We start from the raw sequence: 16,542 nt of genomic DNA, 5'->3' as shown, positions 1-16,542 counted from the left end.
TTCGAGGGATGTAACTCAGGCATGGTTGGGAAAAAGGCCTTCAAGGGGCATCGATCGACTCCCGGTGGGGGATGGCGGTGGCGAGGAGGGGGAGGATACGGTCGACCCGGGACTGGCGGTGGGGGTGTTCGGCGGCGTAGAGGGAGAGTTCGAGCAGCACGATGTAGAGGGGGGTTCCCCGTTCCCGCGGGGCGTCGGCCAGTGCGGCGAGCCGCTTCGTCGCCGCTTCCCGTCCGCCGAGCAGCGCCAGGGAGGCGCTGAGGGCGCGGGTGAAGAGGCGCTTCTCGGCGAGGGTCTGGAGGGCGTAGGTCCGGTGGTCGGGGGCCGGGAAGAGCCAGACGCCGCGGTTCTTCTTCAGGGCGGCGGTGGCCTCCTCCGCGCACAGCGCCTGAAGTGCGGCGGCCGCCTCCGTCGCCTCGGCGAGACGGTCGAGGTGGAGCAGGACCAGGGTGTGCTCGGCGCGCACCAGCAGGTCCTCCGGGTCGAGGCTCACCGCTTCGCGGTAACGCTCGGCGGCCGTGGCATAGTCGCCGCCGAGGGCCAGCGACTGGGCGAGGGCGGCGCGATAGCGGATCTCGTCGGGGGCCTGGGCGAGGGCCCGCCCGAAGAGCTTGGTGGCGTCGTCGGGCTGCCATTCGCCCAGGGCCAGCGTGCCGAGGCCGTAGGCCGCCTCGGCGAAGTCCGGGTCGACCTCGAGCGCTCGTTCGTAGGCGCTCCGCGCCCCCTGCGGATCGCCGCCGCGCTTGCGCAGATTGCCCCGCAGGGTGAGCAGGTGGGGGTCGTCGGGGGCCTCGGCGAGCAGTGCGGCCAGCCGTTGGCGGATCACCTCGGGGTCGTATTCACTGTCGGCAGAGCGCGCCAGCAGCTCCGCCTTGCGCCGGCCGAGATCGGCAACGGGGTCGGCGGGGTCCAGTTTTTCCACTGCTGCGAAGGCGCGGGCCGCCTCGGCGTAATGTCCTGCCTGCAGGTAGCGTTGCGCCTCCCGGAGCAGGCGCGCGGCGCGCTGGTCGGTCACTCCCTGTGTCCGCTGTTCGGTGGCGGGGTGGTTGAGCCACTTCCAGAACGAGTCGAGGGGGGCGAAGTCGGTGAAGAGCAGGCGCAGGAGCAAGACCACCATCGCCAACGCGGCGGCGGCGATGGCGCCAAGTATTGCCCAATGTTGACTCGCGAGTTCGAAGCCCCGGCGGAGTTCGCGGGGCACGCGGGAGTCCGACCCTCCCGTCACCGCGCCGGGACCCGGGTCAGGGGGAAGCTGTCGCCGGTGATCTGGCGCATCGGGATCTGCTCGTAGTGCCACTTCTCCAGGGTGATCCGCGGCAGCTCCTCGCCGATGTAGTCGGCCAGCTCGGAGACGGTGACGAAGCCGTCCTGCACCTCCCGTCCCTTGGGCCGGTCGGCGGCGCCGCCGACGCCGCGCAGCAGCACCCCGGTGAAGGCGCCGGAGCCGTCGATCCCCTCCAGGGCGAGCATGCCGCTGCGGGTGGAGGCAAGGATGGCGCGGCCCGCCTTGTTGCGCAGGCGGGCGATGGCGGATGCGTCGAGGTCGCTGCGGTATTTGGTATCGAGGCCGGCGAGGAGCAGATTGCCGGCGTTGCAGGTGTCGAGGATCAGCAGCCGCTTGCTCGACGGGATGTGCGAGAGCAGTTCGGCCAGCCGATCGGAGTGGAGCGAATGTTGCTGGAGCGCGCCGTCGCCGGTGTGGGCGAAGTCCCACGGCAGGTAGTAGTAGTTGCGCCCGTCCCCCTCGGCGTGGCCGGCGAGATAGAGGACGAAGACGTCGTTGGGCTTCACCCGTTTGGCCATCGCCTCCAGCGCCTTGGTGATCCCCGCCAGCTTGGCCTGGGGGTTGAGCAGGGTGACCACGTCGGTGTCGGCGAACAGCCCCTTGCCGTAGCGGCGCAGGGTGTCGGCGACCCGCGCGGCGTCGCTGGCGGCGAAGTCGAGCACCCGGTCGGGCATCAGGCCGCGGTAGCGGTCGCTGCCCACCGCCAGGACGTGGAGGGTGGCGGGCAGGGCGTTGGGGTCGCGCAGGGTGATCCGGCGTACCAGCGGCTTGGAGGCGACCTGGCCGTCGCGGTTGTAGAGGATCACCTCCAACTGGTTGTCGCCGTCGGGGAGGGTCACCGGCAGGGTGAAGATCCGCTGCCCCTCGGGGCCCTGCACCTCGTGGTAGCGCCCCTTGGCGGTCTGCATCAACTGGCCGTTGAGATGGAACTCCGCCCGGCCGATGCCGCCGCCGCGGTCCTCGGCCACCACGCGCAGGGTCTGCTGCGGCCGGCTCACCACCTCCTCGGCGAGGCCGTCGCGCCACTTCAGCTCCGGCGGCAGGCCGCTGGCGAGGACCTGGCGCACGTCGCCGATCCGCGCCAGGGCCTGCCGGATCTCGGCGTCGTTGCCGGAGAGGCGGTTGGCGATCAGGTCGGGGCGGTAGAACGGCTCGCGCAACTGGGCCACCTGGACGAAGACCCCCTCGCGGTCGGGGCCCTGGTTGAGGTGGTAGCCGAACAGCGCCTCGCCGCCGGGGGAGGCGTCGTAGAACCCCTCCGGGGTCCAGGCGACCCAGCGGTGGTCTTCGCGGTGGACGAACAGGGCCAGCAGCTCCTGGCCGTCGCTGAGGCGGTACCAGCGCACGGTGCCGTCGCCGAAGCCGGCCACCGCCACCTTGCCGTTGGCGGCGATGTTGACGGCGAAGGTGGTGCTGGGAGCGTCATTGCGCCAGAGCAGGTTGCCCTTGTGGTCGTAGTAACATAGCGACCAGCTCGTACCGAGTAGAAAGTGTTGTTCTCCGGGGGAGATGGCGAGACTGTGGGGAAGCTCATCCTTTTGCAATTTCAAGGGACGGTCATTGAGGGTGGGAGTGTAGGTCTTCCACCCTCGGAGTTTAAACTTCGAGGTTTTGGTTTGAGGGGCGGAGAGGGCGGAGAGCAGTGGCCGACTGGCTTCATTTAAACCGTCGCCGATAGCGAAACGTACAGGGTTGGTTCCGCCATATGCAAGACCGAATTCCAATGTAGAGCCGTTGGTCGAGAGGTGAAAGCGCCCTAGGGTGGCTGCGCGTAGATTGGCCGTTGCCGGGGTGTAGTGCCACCGTGACGTTCCAGATGCCTCGAGGACGCCAATGACTGGATCAAATGTCCCGTAAGCAACGGCGTCGTCGGGTAGCGGGGACACGCCCATCACCGTGTTGTTCGAGGCGGGCCACTCGCTCCACGCTCCGTATCCTGCCTCACTCCAGACACGGATCAGGTTGACCCCATCGCTATTGCTATATCTTCCAGCAGCGTAAAGAGTTCTCCCGCTGCGGGACCACCCGACAAATGCTAAATTGCCGTTATCAACTCCCGAGGTATCAGGGATGTTGATGCGGTGGAGATCTTCGGCGGAAATAACATCCACTGACGTGGTGTCTTCATATCCCAACGCAACGTTACGCCCGTCGGGAGAAAAAACAGCGGAGTAGGGGTGTTTACCCCCTGGCGCATCGTGCTCGGCCAGCTTGCGGAAACTGGAACTGTAAAGGCGCAACTTGCCGTCGAAGCTGGTGGTCATCATTCGGCCTAGTGCGTCGAAGTCTACCCAGATACAACTTTCGTTATAGTCCGTGTCGGCAAGCTTTAGTTTCCAGTTGTCGGTTCTCCAAACCCGTAGGCCATTGTTTCCATACAGGGCGGCGGCAAGATAGCGACCGTCGGGAGAGAACGCGAGGTGGAGTACCGTGTCAGGAAGTCCACCGAGTCGTTGGAGGAGTCTTCCTGAAGCTCGATCGAAAATATAAATGTCGCAGCAAATGGAAGTACCCCATCCCCCCGTGGCGATCGTGGTGCCGCTCGGCGAGAGGGCTACGGCGAAGAGTTTCCCTTCGTTCCCTTGTCCTTGGGGAGGGCGCAGTACCTGCTCCAACTGGCCGTCGGCGAGGGACCAGACCCTGGCAGTCTTGTCGTCGGACGCGGTGACCAGCCAGCGTCCCTCTCGGTCCACCGCTATTCTCTTAACCCATATTTAACACCATAAGTTAAAATTCTTTTATTTACAGCATATTACATTTCTAAAATTCTTCGAGTGGCACTACATTTGCGAAATTCTTGGGATCGGCGTTAATTCCATAGACATTTTCACCTGTGCTTACGCGACCCTACAGCAACAGACATCAAACATCAATAGATAGACTTATTTTTATGGCACTACATGTCGAAAAGCCGACGTCCTAGAACGGAAAATCAAAGAGTTACGCCAAGATTTGGTGCCATTTCGGTCCTAAATCGGGCGTCAGGTGTTAAACATGGGTTAACTGGAGCGGTATGGCCTCCGGCCTCGATTTGTGGATAGGGCTTGGGGGCTACAGTGGCTTCGATTTCGGCGGGGACGGCCGGCTTCGGTGCTTCTTTTACGGGGGCGGTCGGTTTTGGCACGTCCTCATTCTTGATAGGGGTTCCCACGCATCCGGCGATCAGCAACGCCGGTATCAGCAGCCCGACCATCCGTCCAATCCGTTTCATCGCTTTTCTGCTCCCTTCCGGTGTTGTCGGGAGATGATAACTTTCGGTGGCGTATCGGCAAACGCCTCGGTGGGTTGGATTCTCGGCGGGGGACGGCACGCGGTTATTCGCAGGAGCCTTCGTTCTGATGTTGCCGTACAGCCATCTGGGATGCAGAGCATCCAAGATCGGGTTGCGACGCGGTGTGTCGTATCCAAGGAGACTTGCCTGTCCGGCGTGGGTTCTCCTGTGGTGGTTTCGTTTTGGCTATGTCTGAGTTAGCCGTTGCGACTTCCTCGAATGTAGGTCGCGATGGCGCCATGTCCGTTCCTACCGCTTGCCAAATCGAGGTGCCTCACTCCGTCGTGATCGCGGCCTAAGGGCCGCTCCTACAGTGAACCGCGGTGCTATCGATCGATCGCAACACGTAATTCAGACATGGCCTTTCGTTTGACACGGCGCCCGTGGGGGCCGTGTCAAACGGGAGTACGGCGTTGAATTATTGATGGCCGATCCGAATGCCCAACTGCCGCCGAGCGGAATTGGGGGGCCTCCCATCGTCTGCGCTCGCCCCGCCTATTCACCTTTCGTGTCCTCGGTGTAATAAAGCCCCCCGATTGCCCCGCTGGATCAGCGCCGCAGATAGGGTTCGAGGGCGTCGATCAGCGTCTGCAGGTCGGGCAGCGGCTGGAGGTCGCCGGTGGGGTGGGGGTAGAGGCGGCAGCAGCGGCCGGTGGGCAGCGGGATCGCGGGGAGGAGATCGTGGCCGTCGATGAGGAAGGCCGGCGCGCCGAGGCTGCGGGCGTAGCGGGGGGCGGCGGGGTCGTCGAGGCTCCACTCCTCCCAGCCGCCGCGGTGGCCGGCGTGGCGGCAGGCGTCGGCGAGCGTCGAACGGACCGCGTCGATATAGTTGCCGTGGGGGTCGTAGACCAGCTCGACGCAAGGGGTCCCCGCGGTGTCGTGCAGCACGTCGTAGAGCGGGCAGACATCGCGCGGGCCGGTGCAGCGGCCGACCAGCCGGCTCAGCTCGATCCGCGCCCGCTCCAGGCGGTGGATGCGCTGCTCCGCTTCGGCGATCTTGGCGGTGGCCAGCCGGCCGATCTCGGCGCAGGCGTCGGGGTGGTCCTGGAGCTTGAACAGCTCGGCCAGCTCGTTGAGGGTGAAGCCGAGCTCCTTGCCGCGCTGGATGGCGCGCAGGCGGTCGAGGGCGTCCGGGTCGTAGAGGCGGTAGCCGGCGGTGGAGCGGCGCGGGGGCGTGATCAGCCCCAGCCTTTCGTAGAAACGAATGGTGTCGGGGGTGAGGCCGCTGAGCTCCGCCAGCCGGCCGATTCTCAGTGGAGTGGACAACGCGCCCTCCGTTTGGTTGGTCTGTGTCACTCCCCTTCCTCAGGAACGAGCGAGTGTGAGGCGGTTCGCGGCGGCCGCGGCCTCTTCGTCGCCAGTTGCAGGGGGGGCAAAAGGGATTGGCCCGCCTCCGTGGGTCGACGGCCTTTCGTCCCGGTGATGGAGCGCAAAAAAACCCAACCGTTTAACTCAAGAAATTAGTCCGGAGATTCACGACGTCAAGGTCGGGGGGGCGACCGTCGCGGCGCCGAGCAGGCCGGCGCACTGCGCGGCGGGTACCGGCTGGCTGAAATAGAACCCCTGGGCGAGGCAGTCGCCGGCGTCGCCGAGGAACGCCAGTTGGGCGTCGGTCTCCACCCCCTCGGCGACCACCGACAGGCCGAGGCTGCGGGCCATGGCGAGGATCGCGCTGGAGATGGCGGCGGCGTCGTGGTCGTCGCCGCCGCCGCCGATCTGTTCGATGAAGGAGCGGTCGATCTTCAGGCTGTCCACCGGCAGGTGCTTGAGATGGCTGAGCGAGGAGTAGCCGGTGCCGAAGTCGTCGATGGCGATGCGCACCCCCATCTCGCGCAGCCGGTGGAGGGTCTGGGCGATGCCGTCGGTCTGGTGCATGGCGATGTTCTCGACGATCTCCAGCTCCAGCCATTCGGGGGCGAGGTTCTCCTCGTCGAGGATGCGGCACACGGTATCGGCGAAGCCGGGGCGGCGCAGCTGGATCGCCGACAGGTTGACCGCCATGCGTACCGGGGCGAGACGCTGTTCCTGCCACTGGCGCAACTGGCGGCACGCCTGGCGCAGCACCCACTCGCCGATGCGCACGATCAGGCCGTTCTCCTCGGCCAGGGTGATGAATTCCTCGGGAGGAACCGCGCCGCGGCTCGGGTGGTTCCAGCGCAGCAGCGCCTCGACGGCGACGATGCGCCGCCCCCGCGGCTCCACCTGGGGCTGGTAGTGGAGCTCCAGCTCGCCCCGCTCGAGGGCCAGGTGGAGGTCGCTGGCGAGGCCCAGGGTGTCGCCGCCCCGGGGGTGCAGGTCATGGTGGAAGAACTGGTAGTTGTTGCGTCCCTCCTCCTTGGCCCGGTACATGGCGATGTCGGCGGCCTTGATCAGCTCCTCGGTGTCGTCGCCGGCCCCCGGATAGAGGCTGATGCCGATGCTCGGGGTGACGTGGATCCGGCGGCCGGCGAGCAGCACCGGCGGGGCCATCGACTCGAGCAGTTTGCGCGCGATGCGGGCGGCGTGGCGGGAGCCGCCGATGTCGGTGACGATGACGGTGAACTCGTCGCCGCCGAGTCGCGCGATGGTGTCGCTCTTGCGGATACAGGCGCGCAGCCGGTCGGCCACCGCCACCAGCAGCTCGTCGCCCACCGCGTGGCCGAGGGTGTCGTTGATCTGCTTGAAGTGGTCGATGTCGAGGAACATCACCGCCATCATGGTGTGGTGGCGCTGGCTGTGGAGCAGCGCCTGCTCCAGCCGGTCGTGGAACAGCGAGCGGTTGGGCAGGCCGGTGAGGGGGTCGTAGTGGGCGAGCCGGGTGAGCCGCTCCTCGGTGCGCTTGATCGAGGAGATGTCGCTGAAGATGCCGACGTAGTGGGTGGTCCGGCCGCGCGGATCGGTGACCGCGCTGATCGACAGCCACTTGGGGTAGAGGTCGCCGCACTTGCGTCGGTCCCACACCTCCCCCTGCCAGTGGCCGTTGGCGCGCAGCTCCGCCCACATCGCCTGGTAGAACTCCGGCGGGTGGCGGTCGGATTTCATCAGTTTGGGGTTGCGCCCGATCACCTCGTCGCGCGGGTAGCCGGTGATCTCGCAGAAGGCGGGGTTGACGTCGACGATCCGCGCGTCGAGGTCGGTGACCACCACCGCCTCGGTGGTGTGGCGGAAGATCTGTTCGAACAGCGCCAGATACTTCTCGTAGCGCAGCCGCTCGCCGTGGTTGCGGATGGCGCCGTGGATGGTGGCGGGGAGGCGGTTGAGGTACTCGCCATGGCGGTCCTTGACCAGGTAGTCGTAGGCGCCGAGGCGGATCGCCTGGACCGCCACCGAGACGTCGTGGTTGGCGGTGAGCATGATCACCGGCGGCGGCTCGGGGTGGGCGGCGGCGGCGCCGAGGATCTCCAGTCCGTTGCGCCGCGGCAGGTCGTAGTCGAGCAGCACCACGTCGAAGCCGCCGCGCTCCAGCAGCGCCAGTCCCTGGTCGCCGTCCAGCGCGGTGGTGACCCGGAACAGCGGGTCGCCGAGGCGGCGTGCCACCAGGGTGCGCAGGGCGGCGTCGTCGTCGATGTAGAGCACCCCGACGGGGCGTCCTTGGAGGATTGTTTCAGTCAATGGTCACGGGCTCCCGGGGCGGGTGGAGGGGCTTGCGATGCCCTGTTCTTGAACCCACTAACCGGCCGATTCGCGGGTAGAGGATAGGGCTCGTCCGTGGTTGCCTCCTTATGGATATCCCCCCGCGCCTTCACCCGCGCTCCCACGGGAATTCATCAGTCGTGGAGGGGGAATTAAACAGCGTGGAGTATGGTCCAGGGTCAATAGCGCCTCCTGATCGATACGGAATTATACGGAGCGTGCCGCCTCCTCCCGCGTGTAGAAATGTCCGGCACGTTCGAAGCCGGAGACGATCGAGCGCTTCACCGCCAGGACCCGGCCGTGAAGCCGCCGGTGGATCAGGTGGGCCGGCAGGCCGTCGAGCAGGTGGCAGGGGGCGGGGCGGCCGTCGGCGAAGCGCGAGGGATAGATGACACCGGTGTCGGTGTCGAGAAACGCGGGGTGGAACGGGTCATTGCGGTGGGCGGCGGAGACCCCGGCGGTGCCGGCGAATTGACGGTTCTCCCGGGCCAGGGTGGCGGTGCTGTAGTCGGTGGCCATGGCGGTACCCTCCTCGGCGATGCTTTGTCCACAGAAGTGCATTTCGCGTGCCGGCGGATGGGCTGAGCCCCGGGCTTCCTGCGCTTTCGTGCTCGATCCGGCGCTGTTTTTAACACGAAGGGCAAGAAGGGGAACGAAGGGCGAGAAGATGTCGTGGGCGATGGGGTGACATGCCGGTCATGCAAGCAAAAGGATGGTCCATGGCGCGGGCCGGCTCAATCGCGTGGGTGCGTGACGTCTGTCGCGGTGCGACAATCGCGCCCTTGGCAATCTCCGTCCGGTTTATGAACAAGGGGCCGATGTCGTGGTCGTTCGCTGGTTCGCCTTCGTTGCGCTCTCTCTTCTCCCGCTGCTGGCCGCGGCGGCACCCGCCGCGCCCCCGGAACATCCCGCGCCCTCGCCGACGCCTGCGCTCTCCGTGGAGCAGCGGCTCGCCGCCCTCGATCCGGGGAGGATCACCTCGCTGACCATCGAGCAGGCGCGGCTGGAGGTGGAGTCGGCGCGGCTGCGCCTGGAGGGGGTGCTGCTCGATCGCAAGGGGGCGGAGAACTCGGTGGGGCTGCTGCGCGACGCGCTGAAGGAGGCGCGGGCGGGGATTGCCGCGCTGCGTGCCGCCCCCGAGGAGGGTGAGGCCTATACACAGAAGCTGCGGGCGGCGGAGGCGGCGCTGGCCGAGCGCCAGGCGGAGCTGGAGAAGGAGCAGGCGCGGCTGCAGGGGCTGGTCGACCAGGAGGGGCGCGCCCGCGAAGCCCAGACCGCGGCGCGGCGCTGGCTGACGGGGGTGGAGGGGGCGTGGCGTGACTACCGCGAGCGCAGCCGGCGGGAGGCGTTCGCCGACGTGGAGGCGCGGCTGACCGCCGAGGAGCGGCGCTTGCAGGGGGAGGCGGCGCGGCTCAACGAGCGGTTGGCGAACCTCTCCGCGGAGGACGAGGATGCCCGACGGCGGCTGCGGGCGGAGATCACCGACGCCGAGGAGCGGGCGCGGTTGCAGCGGGTGAGCCTGCGCCGTCACCGCTTCGCGGAGCGGCTGGATGCCCTGCGGGCGGCGCCGGTGGCGGAGGAGGAGGGGGCGCTGAGCCGGGCGGAGGAGGAGGGGGCGGAGCTGGCGGCGGAGCTGGCCGATGGCCGGCGGCTGCTCGATGAGAAGGTGGCGCTGATCAATCAGCAGCGGGAGCTGTTGGTTCGTCAGCGTGAACTGGAGAACAAGGGGGCCAAGCGAGCGGCCAAGGAGGGACCGGCAGAGCGGTTGCTGCGGCGGCTGGCCGAGGCGTTGCAGGAGGAGGCGGGGCGTTACGGGGCGCTCGCGGGTGAGGCCGGGACGCTGCGCACGGAGCTGGCCGAGCGCCACGACCGGCTGGTCAGCCGAGGGTTGACGGTGCGCCAGCGGCTGCCGCTGTTCGGCGAGCAGCGCGAGCGGGTGCTGGGGCTGCTGGCCCGGGCGCCCGGCGAGGTGGCGCGCCATATGGCGGAGCTGGCGACCACCTCCTTCATCGGCCTGGCGGCCCTCGACGTGGGGAGTTGGCTGCTGCTGCTGCTGGCCGCGGTCGCGGTGGTGTTTGGCGGGCGGCGGCTCTACCGGTCGCTCAAGGGGCACGGCGCGGGGGGTGGGGCATTGCCGGAGAGCACCGTCGCGCTGCTCGCCGAACTGACCCTGCGGCTGCTCCCCGGCAGCGTGCTGCTGGCGCTGTTGCTGCTGATCGCCTGGGCGGCCCAGCCGCCCGCCTCGCAGCTCTATCTGCTGCTGCTGCTGGCGGCGCTGTGGCTGGTCATCACGATCTCGAAGGGGGTCGCCTGGGTGTTCCTGGTGCTGCCGGGGCGCGGCGGGGCCGAGGGCGAGGGGCACGCCCGCCTCTACCGCTCGCTGCGCCGGGTTGCCTGGGTGGTCGGGGTGTCGGCGACGCTGCTGCTGGTGGCCCACTGGAGCGGGCCGCCGCGGGAGGTGCTGGATCTCCTCGATCGCGTCTTTTTCCTGCTGCTGCTGGCGGCGGTGCCGCTGCTCGCCTCGATCCGCTCGCTGATCGATGACGGGCTGAACGCCCACTACGCGGGGCGCTTCTGGCTGGCGGCGGCGCGCCTGCTGATGCTGCTGGTGCCGCTGCTGGTGCTGGTGGCGGCGGTGGCCGGGGTGCTCGGCTATCTCAACCTGAGCCGGGCGCTGCTCGGCAGCATCGGCTGGGTGGGGGTGGTGAGCGCCGGCTGGCTGTTCGCGGTGGGGCTGCTGCGCGATGCGGCCAACGGCTTGAAGAACTTTGCCGTCAGCCACTCCCGCTACGGCCTGCTGTGGGCCCAGGGGGTGATCGATCCGGCGCGCAAGCTGGGCAACCTGCTGCTCGCCGGCGCGGCGCTGGTGCTGCTCTTCCATCTGCTCGGCTGGGGCGCCGACTCGGCGGTGGCGAAGGTGCTGCGGGCGGCGCTGGATGTGCCGCTGATCAAGGTGGGGGAGACGGTGATCCGCGTCCAGGGGGTGCTGCTCACCCTGCTGGTGCTGGCGGTGCTGGTGTGGCTCGGCCGCTGGGTGCGCGAGATCACCTACCGCTGGCTCTACACCTCGGTCAAGGACCTGGGGATCCGTCAGAGTCTGTCGGTGTTCACCCAGTACGCGGTGGTCGGGGTGGGCGGCTTCATTGCGCTGCAGGCGTTGAACATCGACCTGACGGCGTTCGCGGTGTTCGCCGGCGCGTTGGGCGTCGGCCTCGGGCTGGGGCTGCAGGGGGTGGCTAACAACTTCATCAGCGGCCTGCTGCTGCTCGCCGAGCAGCCGCTGCGCACCGGGGATCTGGTGGTGATCGGCGGCACCGAGGGGGAGGTGACCCGCTTCGGCATCCGCTCGCTGACCATCAAGACCTGGGACAACCAGGAGATGATCATCCCCAACTCCGAGGTGGTCTCCGGCTCGTTCACCAACTGGACCCACAGCGACAACGTGATGCGCACCGTGCTCACCATCGGCGTCTCCTACGACGCCGATCCCCATCGGGTAGGGGAGCTGATCCGCGAGACGGTGAGCGCCCATCCGGCGGTGCTCGCCGAGCCCAAGCTGCGGGTGCTGCTGTGGGAGTTCGCCGACTCCTCGGTCAACTTCCGGGTGCAGTACTTCACCGACCTGCGCGCCTTCAGCCGGCTGGAGGTGGTCTCCGAGATGCATTTCGCCATCTGGGACGCGCTGAAGGCCAACGGCATCACCATCCCCTACCCGCAGCGCGACCTCTACGTGAAGGAGTGGCCGCGACCGCCGGTGGTCCCTGCGACCGGTGGGGGGCAACACGAAGCGGGGTGATGGCCGGGCCGTGCCGGTCGGCTGGGGCGGGTGTTGCGGAGGGGTTGGTGGTTTCGGTGAATGGTGCTTTCGACACGAAGGGCAAGAAGGGGAACGAAGGGCGAGAAGGGGGGTGGAGCGGGTAGAGCGTGGCAACGATGGAGGCGCGGCGTCATTTTTGCGCGTTGGCTACGCCGGTCGGATGTGATGCAGGGTTGGCTGGCCGCTGCCTTCGCTTGGTGTTGGAATTTTTAGGCAGATGAACATGTCCGTACTCGTTGCGTTAGATAACGGCGTAGGTTCGGAGTCCCGACATGGACGGCCGGCACGATCGCCAATCGACAATCATCACCTTCTCGCCTTTCGTTCCCCTTCTTGCCCTTCGTGGTGAATACCGCCGGTTGGCGCAGGCGGATCGCGGTCGACGATGCGGATCGGGAACGGCGCGCTGGCCTCGCCGGTGTAGAGGGAGCGGTGGGGGAAGGGGATCTCGATGCCGGCGGCGTCGAACGCCTCCTTGATCTCGATGTGGATGGTGTTGCGCAGGTCGAGGAAGCTCTCGCGGCGCGCCCATATCGAGAACTGCAGGTCCATCGACGACTCGCCGAAGCCGAGATGGATGAACAGTGGCTTGGGCTCCTCCAGGCACAACGGGTTGGCGTCGGCCACCGCGAAGAGCAGGTCGCGCACCCGCTTCATGTCCTCCTTGTAGGCGACCCCCAGCTTGACGTCGAGGCGGCGGATCGGGAAGCGGGTGAGGGTGGTGATCTCCGCCTTGATCAGCGTCTCGTTGGGGATGCGCACGAACAGGTTGTCGAAGGTGCGCAGCTTCACCGAGAGCAGATCGATGGCGAGCACCTCGCCCAGCGTCGAGCCCACCTGGATCACGTCGCCGACGCTGAACGGCCGTTCGGCGAGCAGGAACAGCCCGCTGATCAGGTTGGAGGCGGAGGTCTGCGAGGCGAAGCCGATCGCGACGGTGAAGACGCCGGCGGCGCCCAGCAGGACGTTGAGACTGAAGCCCAGCTCGCGCAGCGCGGAGAGGGCGAAGAGGATCAGCACCCCGTAGTGGACCACCCGGCGGGCGAGCTGCGCGGTGTGGGTGGAGAGGCGCTTGGCGCCGAAGCGGCGCACCGCCCCCGCGGCCAGCCGGGCGAGGGCGAAACCGGCGATCATCAGCACCGCCGCGCGGGTCACTGAGGCGAGGCGCTCGCCGCTCAGCCACTCCATCCAATCGGCCCACCACTCCATATCCGTCACTCCCCCTACTTGAACAGGCCGCCGAAGGCGCGGATCAGCATCCCCCCCTCCACCGCCTTGCGCGGCGCGGTGAGCCGCCGGGCCCGCGTGGCCTGCGGCGGTGCACCGGGATCGATCTTCAGCGAGGCCATCTCGCCGTCCTCGTCGCGCAGCAGGGTCACCGCCTCGCTCCATAGCTGACCGTTCTCCTCGCGGAAGATCGACAGCGCCGGAGCGGGGATGTTGACCCGTTCCAGGGGGAGCGGGGTCGCGGCCCGGTTGACCACCCGCAGCGGGGTCACCGCGTGGCTCGGCGAGGGTTCCACCTCGCTACGCTCCAGCACCGCCCGGGTGCGTCCCGCGTAGCACAGCTCCCCCTCCAGGGTGGAGGGGCCGAACCAGGTATCGGAGGGGCGGATCACCGGGGTCTCCAGCAGCGGATCGGTCAGCTCGCCCACCGCGACCGCCAGCCACAGCGGGGTGCTGACGAAGAGCGTCACCTCCTCGCCGGCGCAGAGGGTGAAGGCGACCCGCGGGCGGATGATCACCGGCCGGTCGGCCTGACGGGGGAAGGGGCGCAGTCGCGCCGGGGCATCGGCGAAGACGAAACGCAGTGGATCGCCCATGTTGTCGTCGGTGGCGGTGGCGATCCGCCACTCCTTGGCGAGCCGTCGGGCGCGCAGGGTGAGGGGGCCGATGGTGCGGGTCTGCTCCTCGCCCACCGCCAGCCTGCTCTCCGTCCACTCGTTCATGCCGCCGTCGCCCCCGTTTGCTATCGTCACGTTATCTTAGACGATGGGGGGAAGGGACGTGGAGAGTGACGGCTTGCTGTTTGCGGGGCGGCTGGCGCAGGGAGGCGTGGAGCGGCTGGATTGGGCCGGAGTGCGCGGCTGGCGGTCGGGGGAGGGGCTGCTGTGGGTCCACCTCCAGTACGACATCGAGGCGGCGGCCCGCTGGCTGTACGAGGAGAGCGGGATCGACGAGATGGTCGCCGACGCGCTGACCGCCGAGGCGACGCGGCCGCGGGTGATCGCCCACGACGGCGGGCTGCTGGCGGTGCTGCGCGGGGTCAACACCAACCCCGGCGCCGATCCCGAGGACATGGTCTCGTTACGCATCTGGCTGCAGCCCGGACGGGTCATCACCACCCGCCAGCGGCGTCTGCTCTCGGTGGAGGGGTTGCGCCAGGCCCTGGAGGCGGGGGAGGGGCCCGACGATCCGGCGGCCTTCCTCGCCGAGCTGGTGGAGCGGCTGACCGAGCGCATCGGCCTGGTCAGCGAGGCGATCGACGAGCGGCTGGTGGCGCTGGAGGAGCAGGCGCTCGACGAGGGGCGCCCCGACCCCCACGGCGAGGTGACCGAGATGCGCCGCCAGCTGATCCGGCTGCGCCGCTTTCTCGCGCCGCAGCGCGACGCCCTCAGCCGTTTGCAGCAGGAGCGGGTGGCGATCCTCGACGACGACAGCCGCCTGCGGCTGCGCGAGAGCGGCAACCTGCTGACCCGCTACGTGGAAGACCTCGATGCCGCCCACGAGCGCGCGGTGGTGACCCACGAGGAGATCGTCGCCCGCCAGTCGGAACTGCTCAACCGGCGGATGTACGCCCTCTCCCTGGTGGCGGGGATCTTCCTGCCGCTGGGCTTCGCCACCGGCCTGCTCGGGATCAACGTCGGCGGCATGCCGGGGGCGGAGAGCCCGTGGGGATTCTGGGTGGTGTGCGGGCTGCTCGGGCTGGCGGCGGTGGGGCAGCTGTGGCTGTTCAAGAGGATGCGCTGGCTGTAGGGAAGCGCGCCTGGGACGCGCTTCCCTCATCGGTTGAACGGGGGGGGGGCTGGTGGCGTGCCTTGCCGGGCGCGCGACCTGCCCTAAAGCAGGTGTTGGGGCAATGTCGTTCAGGGCCGCTCCTGCGGGGTAGGGTGTTGCTCCCTTCCGGCCTTTCGCCTTTTACCTTTCACCTCCTCTCGTGTTAGAACGAGGGCCGGAAAATGCCGTCGAATTTCAGGAAAGTCCCTAGATATGATCGCCAAGACCATCCAAGTCCCGAGGAAGATCGGCAAATACGACGTGGTCCGCGAGGTGGGCCGCGGCAGCATGGGGGTGGTCTATCTGGCTTTCGATCCCTACGTCAACCGCGAGGTGGCGATCAAGGTGGCCAACGCCGAGCAGCTCAACGACCCCACCTACGGCAACACCTACCGCAAGCTCTTCTTCAACGAGGCCCACACCGCCGGGATGCTCACCCATCCCAACCTGCTGGCGGTCTTCGACGCCGGTGTCGAGCAGGACATCTGCTACATCATCATGGAGTTCATTCCCGGCGGCGAGACCCTCAAGGACTACTGCCGCGCCGACAACCTGCTGCCGGTCGAGCGGGTGGTGGAGATGATCTTCAAATGCGCCAAGGCCCTCGACTACGCCCACCGCAAGGGGGTGATCCACCGCGACATCAAGCCCTCCAACATCCTGGTCACCCGTGACATGGACGTGCGCATCGCGGACTTCAGCATCGCCTACATGAACCGCTCCGATTCCGACACCTCGGTGACCCAGCCGGTGGGGCTGATGGGCTCGCCGCTCTACATGTCGCCGGAGCAGGCCAAGGAAGAGGTGTTGAGCAACCAGACCGATCTCTTCTCCCTCGGGCTGGTGATGTACGAGATGATCACCGGCAAGCACCCGTTCGCCGCCGAGACCTTTTCCGGCATCCTCAACAAGATCATCAACCAGGAGGCGCCGCCACTCAGCCGCTTCCGTGCAGGCGTCCCCGAAGGGTTGGAGGCGGTGATGCGCAAGGCGTTGGACAAGGAACTGTCGCGGCGCTACAAGAACGGGCTCGACTGGGCCGCCGACCTGAGCATGGCCTTCAATTACCTGGAACAGCACCACGATACGGTGAGCAACAAGGAGAAGTTCCTCGACGTGAAGGGGCTGGAGTTCTTCGGCGATTTCCCCGACAACGAGATCTGGGAGGTGATCAACGCCAGCCTGTGGCAGACCCACAAGGAGGGGGACGCGATCATCACCGAAGGGGAGGTGGACGACACCTTCTACATCATCGTCGGCGGCGAGGTGGTGGTGACCAAGGGGGATACGGTGATCGGCACCCTCAAGCGCGGCGACTGCTTCGGCGAGATGGGCTACATCATGAAGACCCGGCGCACCGCCAACATCCGTGCGATCGCCCCGGTGACCCTGATGAAGGTCAACTCCACGCTGATGGAGCAGGCCTCGGTCAACTGCCAGCTGCGTTTCCACAAGGTGTTCCTGCGCACCCTGATCGAACGGCTCTCACGCACCACCGCGCAGCTCGGCACCGTACATTGACGGCCGGGCCGTCAGTGTTGAGTGCCCGGTGTTGAGTGT

Annotated in this window: 11 protein-coding genes and 1 pseudogene; 3 read left to right on the top strand and 9 right to left on the bottom strand. The window is 67.5% G+C overall.

What is annotated here, in order from left to right:
- Positions 1 to 40: 40 nt before the first annotated feature.
- The 7 genes and pseudogenes from ACYQ2W_RS21775 to ACYQ2W_RS21745 form a co-directional block, all read right to left on the bottom strand.
- Entirely contained in the window at positions 41 to 1,201 is a 1,161-nt protein-coding gene (locus ACYQ2W_RS21775; RefSeq protein WP_459872143.1) for a tetratricopeptide repeat protein, read from the bottom strand.
- Positions 1,202 to 1,221: 20 nt separating this feature from the next.
- A complete protein-coding gene (locus tag ACYQ2W_RS21770; protein WP_459872140.1) occupies positions 1,222 to 2,835 on the bottom strand; it encodes a caspase family protein in 1,614 nt (537 codons plus the stop codon).
- An 813-nt stretch (positions 2,836 to 3,648) separates the two neighbouring features.
- Positions 3,649 to 3,984, bottom strand: a pseudogene (locus ACYQ2W_RS21765) (WD40 repeat domain-containing protein); the annotation flags it as partial.
- A gap of 233 nt (positions 3,985 to 4,217) precedes the next feature.
- A complete protein-coding gene (locus ACYQ2W_RS21760) occupies positions 4,218 to 4,478 on the bottom strand; it encodes a hypothetical protein (protein ID WP_459872137.1) in 261 nt (86 codons plus the stop codon).
- A 627-nt stretch (positions 4,479 to 5,105) separates the two neighbouring features.
- On the bottom strand, positions 5,106 to 5,822 hold the full coding sequence (locus tag ACYQ2W_RS21755; protein ID WP_459872135.1) for a heavy metal-responsive transcriptional regulator: 717 nt from the start codon (positions 5,820 to 5,822) through the stop codon (positions 5,106 to 5,108).
- A gap of 207 nt (positions 5,823 to 6,029) precedes the next feature.
- The gene (locus ACYQ2W_RS21750) at positions 6,030 to 8,147 is read right to left on the bottom strand and encodes a putative bifunctional diguanylate cyclase/phosphodiesterase (RefSeq protein WP_459872133.1); all 2,118 of its coding nucleotides are present in this window, start codon (positions 8,145 to 8,147) and stop codon (positions 6,030 to 6,032) included.
- 228 nt (positions 8,148 to 8,375) lie between these two features.
- Positions 8,376 to 8,687 (bottom strand): hypothetical protein, encoded by a 312-nt coding sequence (locus ACYQ2W_RS21745; RefSeq protein WP_459872131.1) that lies wholly within the window; start codon positions 8,685 to 8,687, stop codon positions 8,376 to 8,378.
- Positions 8,688 to 8,991: 304 nt separating this feature from the next.
- On the opposite strand from ACYQ2W_RS21745, the gene ACYQ2W_RS21740 reads away from it, so the two are divergent.
- Positions 8,992 to 11,964 carry a mechanosensitive ion channel domain-containing protein gene (locus ACYQ2W_RS21740; protein WP_459872128.1) on the top strand — a complete coding sequence of 991 codons (2,973 nt, stop codon included), beginning with the start codon at positions 8,992 to 8,994 and terminating at the stop codon, positions 11,962 to 11,964.
- A 327-nt stretch (positions 11,965 to 12,291) separates the two neighbouring features.
- On the opposite strand, the gene ACYQ2W_RS21735 is transcribed toward ACYQ2W_RS21740, so the two are convergent.
- On the bottom strand, positions 12,292 to 13,203 hold the full coding sequence (locus ACYQ2W_RS21735; protein WP_459872126.1) for a mechanosensitive ion channel family protein: 912 nt from the start codon (positions 13,201 to 13,203) through the stop codon (positions 12,292 to 12,294).
- Positions 13,204 to 13,208: 5 nt separating this feature from the next.
- Entirely contained in the window at positions 13,209 to 13,934 is a 726-nt protein-coding gene (locus ACYQ2W_RS21730) for a DUF432 domain-containing protein (RefSeq protein ID WP_459872124.1), read from the bottom strand.
- 58 nt (positions 13,935 to 13,992) lie between these two features.
- Here ACYQ2W_RS21730 and ACYQ2W_RS21725 point away from each other — a divergent pair, with 58 nt between their 5' ends.
- Both ACYQ2W_RS21725 and ACYQ2W_RS21720 read left to right on the top strand, forming a co-directional pair.
- Positions 13,993 to 14,961, top strand: a complete 969-nt coding sequence (locus ACYQ2W_RS21725) for a zinc transporter ZntB (protein WP_459872122.1) — start codon at positions 13,993 to 13,995, stop codon at positions 14,959 to 14,961.
- Between the two features lie 234 nt (positions 14,962 to 15,195).
- Positions 15,196 to 16,503, top strand: coding sequence for a protein kinase domain-containing protein (locus ACYQ2W_RS21720; protein WP_459872119.1), 1,308 nt, complete (start codon positions 15,196 to 15,198; stop codon positions 16,501 to 16,503).
- Positions 16,504 to 16,542: the final 39 nt, after the last annotated feature.

It is taken from the genome of Endothiovibrio diazotrophicus (genome assembly GCF_054657215.1).
The sequence above is the reverse complement of the archived record's forward strand: the minus strand, read 5'-3'. Positions and strand labels throughout refer to the sequence as shown.

Bases quoted from the DNA above. Each gene is read 5' to 3' on its own strand.
- ACYQ2W_RS21760 (WP_459872137.1), bottom strand. From the start codon at position 4,478: ATGGTCGGGCTGCTGATACCGGCGTTGCTGATCGCCGGATGCGTGGGA.
- ACYQ2W_RS21745 (WP_459872131.1), bottom strand. From the start codon at position 8,687: ATGGCCACCGACTACAGCACCGCCACCCTGGCCCGGGAGAACCGTCAA.
- ACYQ2W_RS21720 (WP_459872119.1), top strand. From the start codon at position 15,196: ATGATCGCCAAGACCATCCAAGTCCCGAGGAAGATCGGCAAATACGAC.
- ACYQ2W_RS21730 (WP_459872124.1), bottom strand. From the start codon at position 13,934: ATGAACGAGTGGACGGAGAGCAGGCTGGCGGTGGGCGAGGAGCAGACC.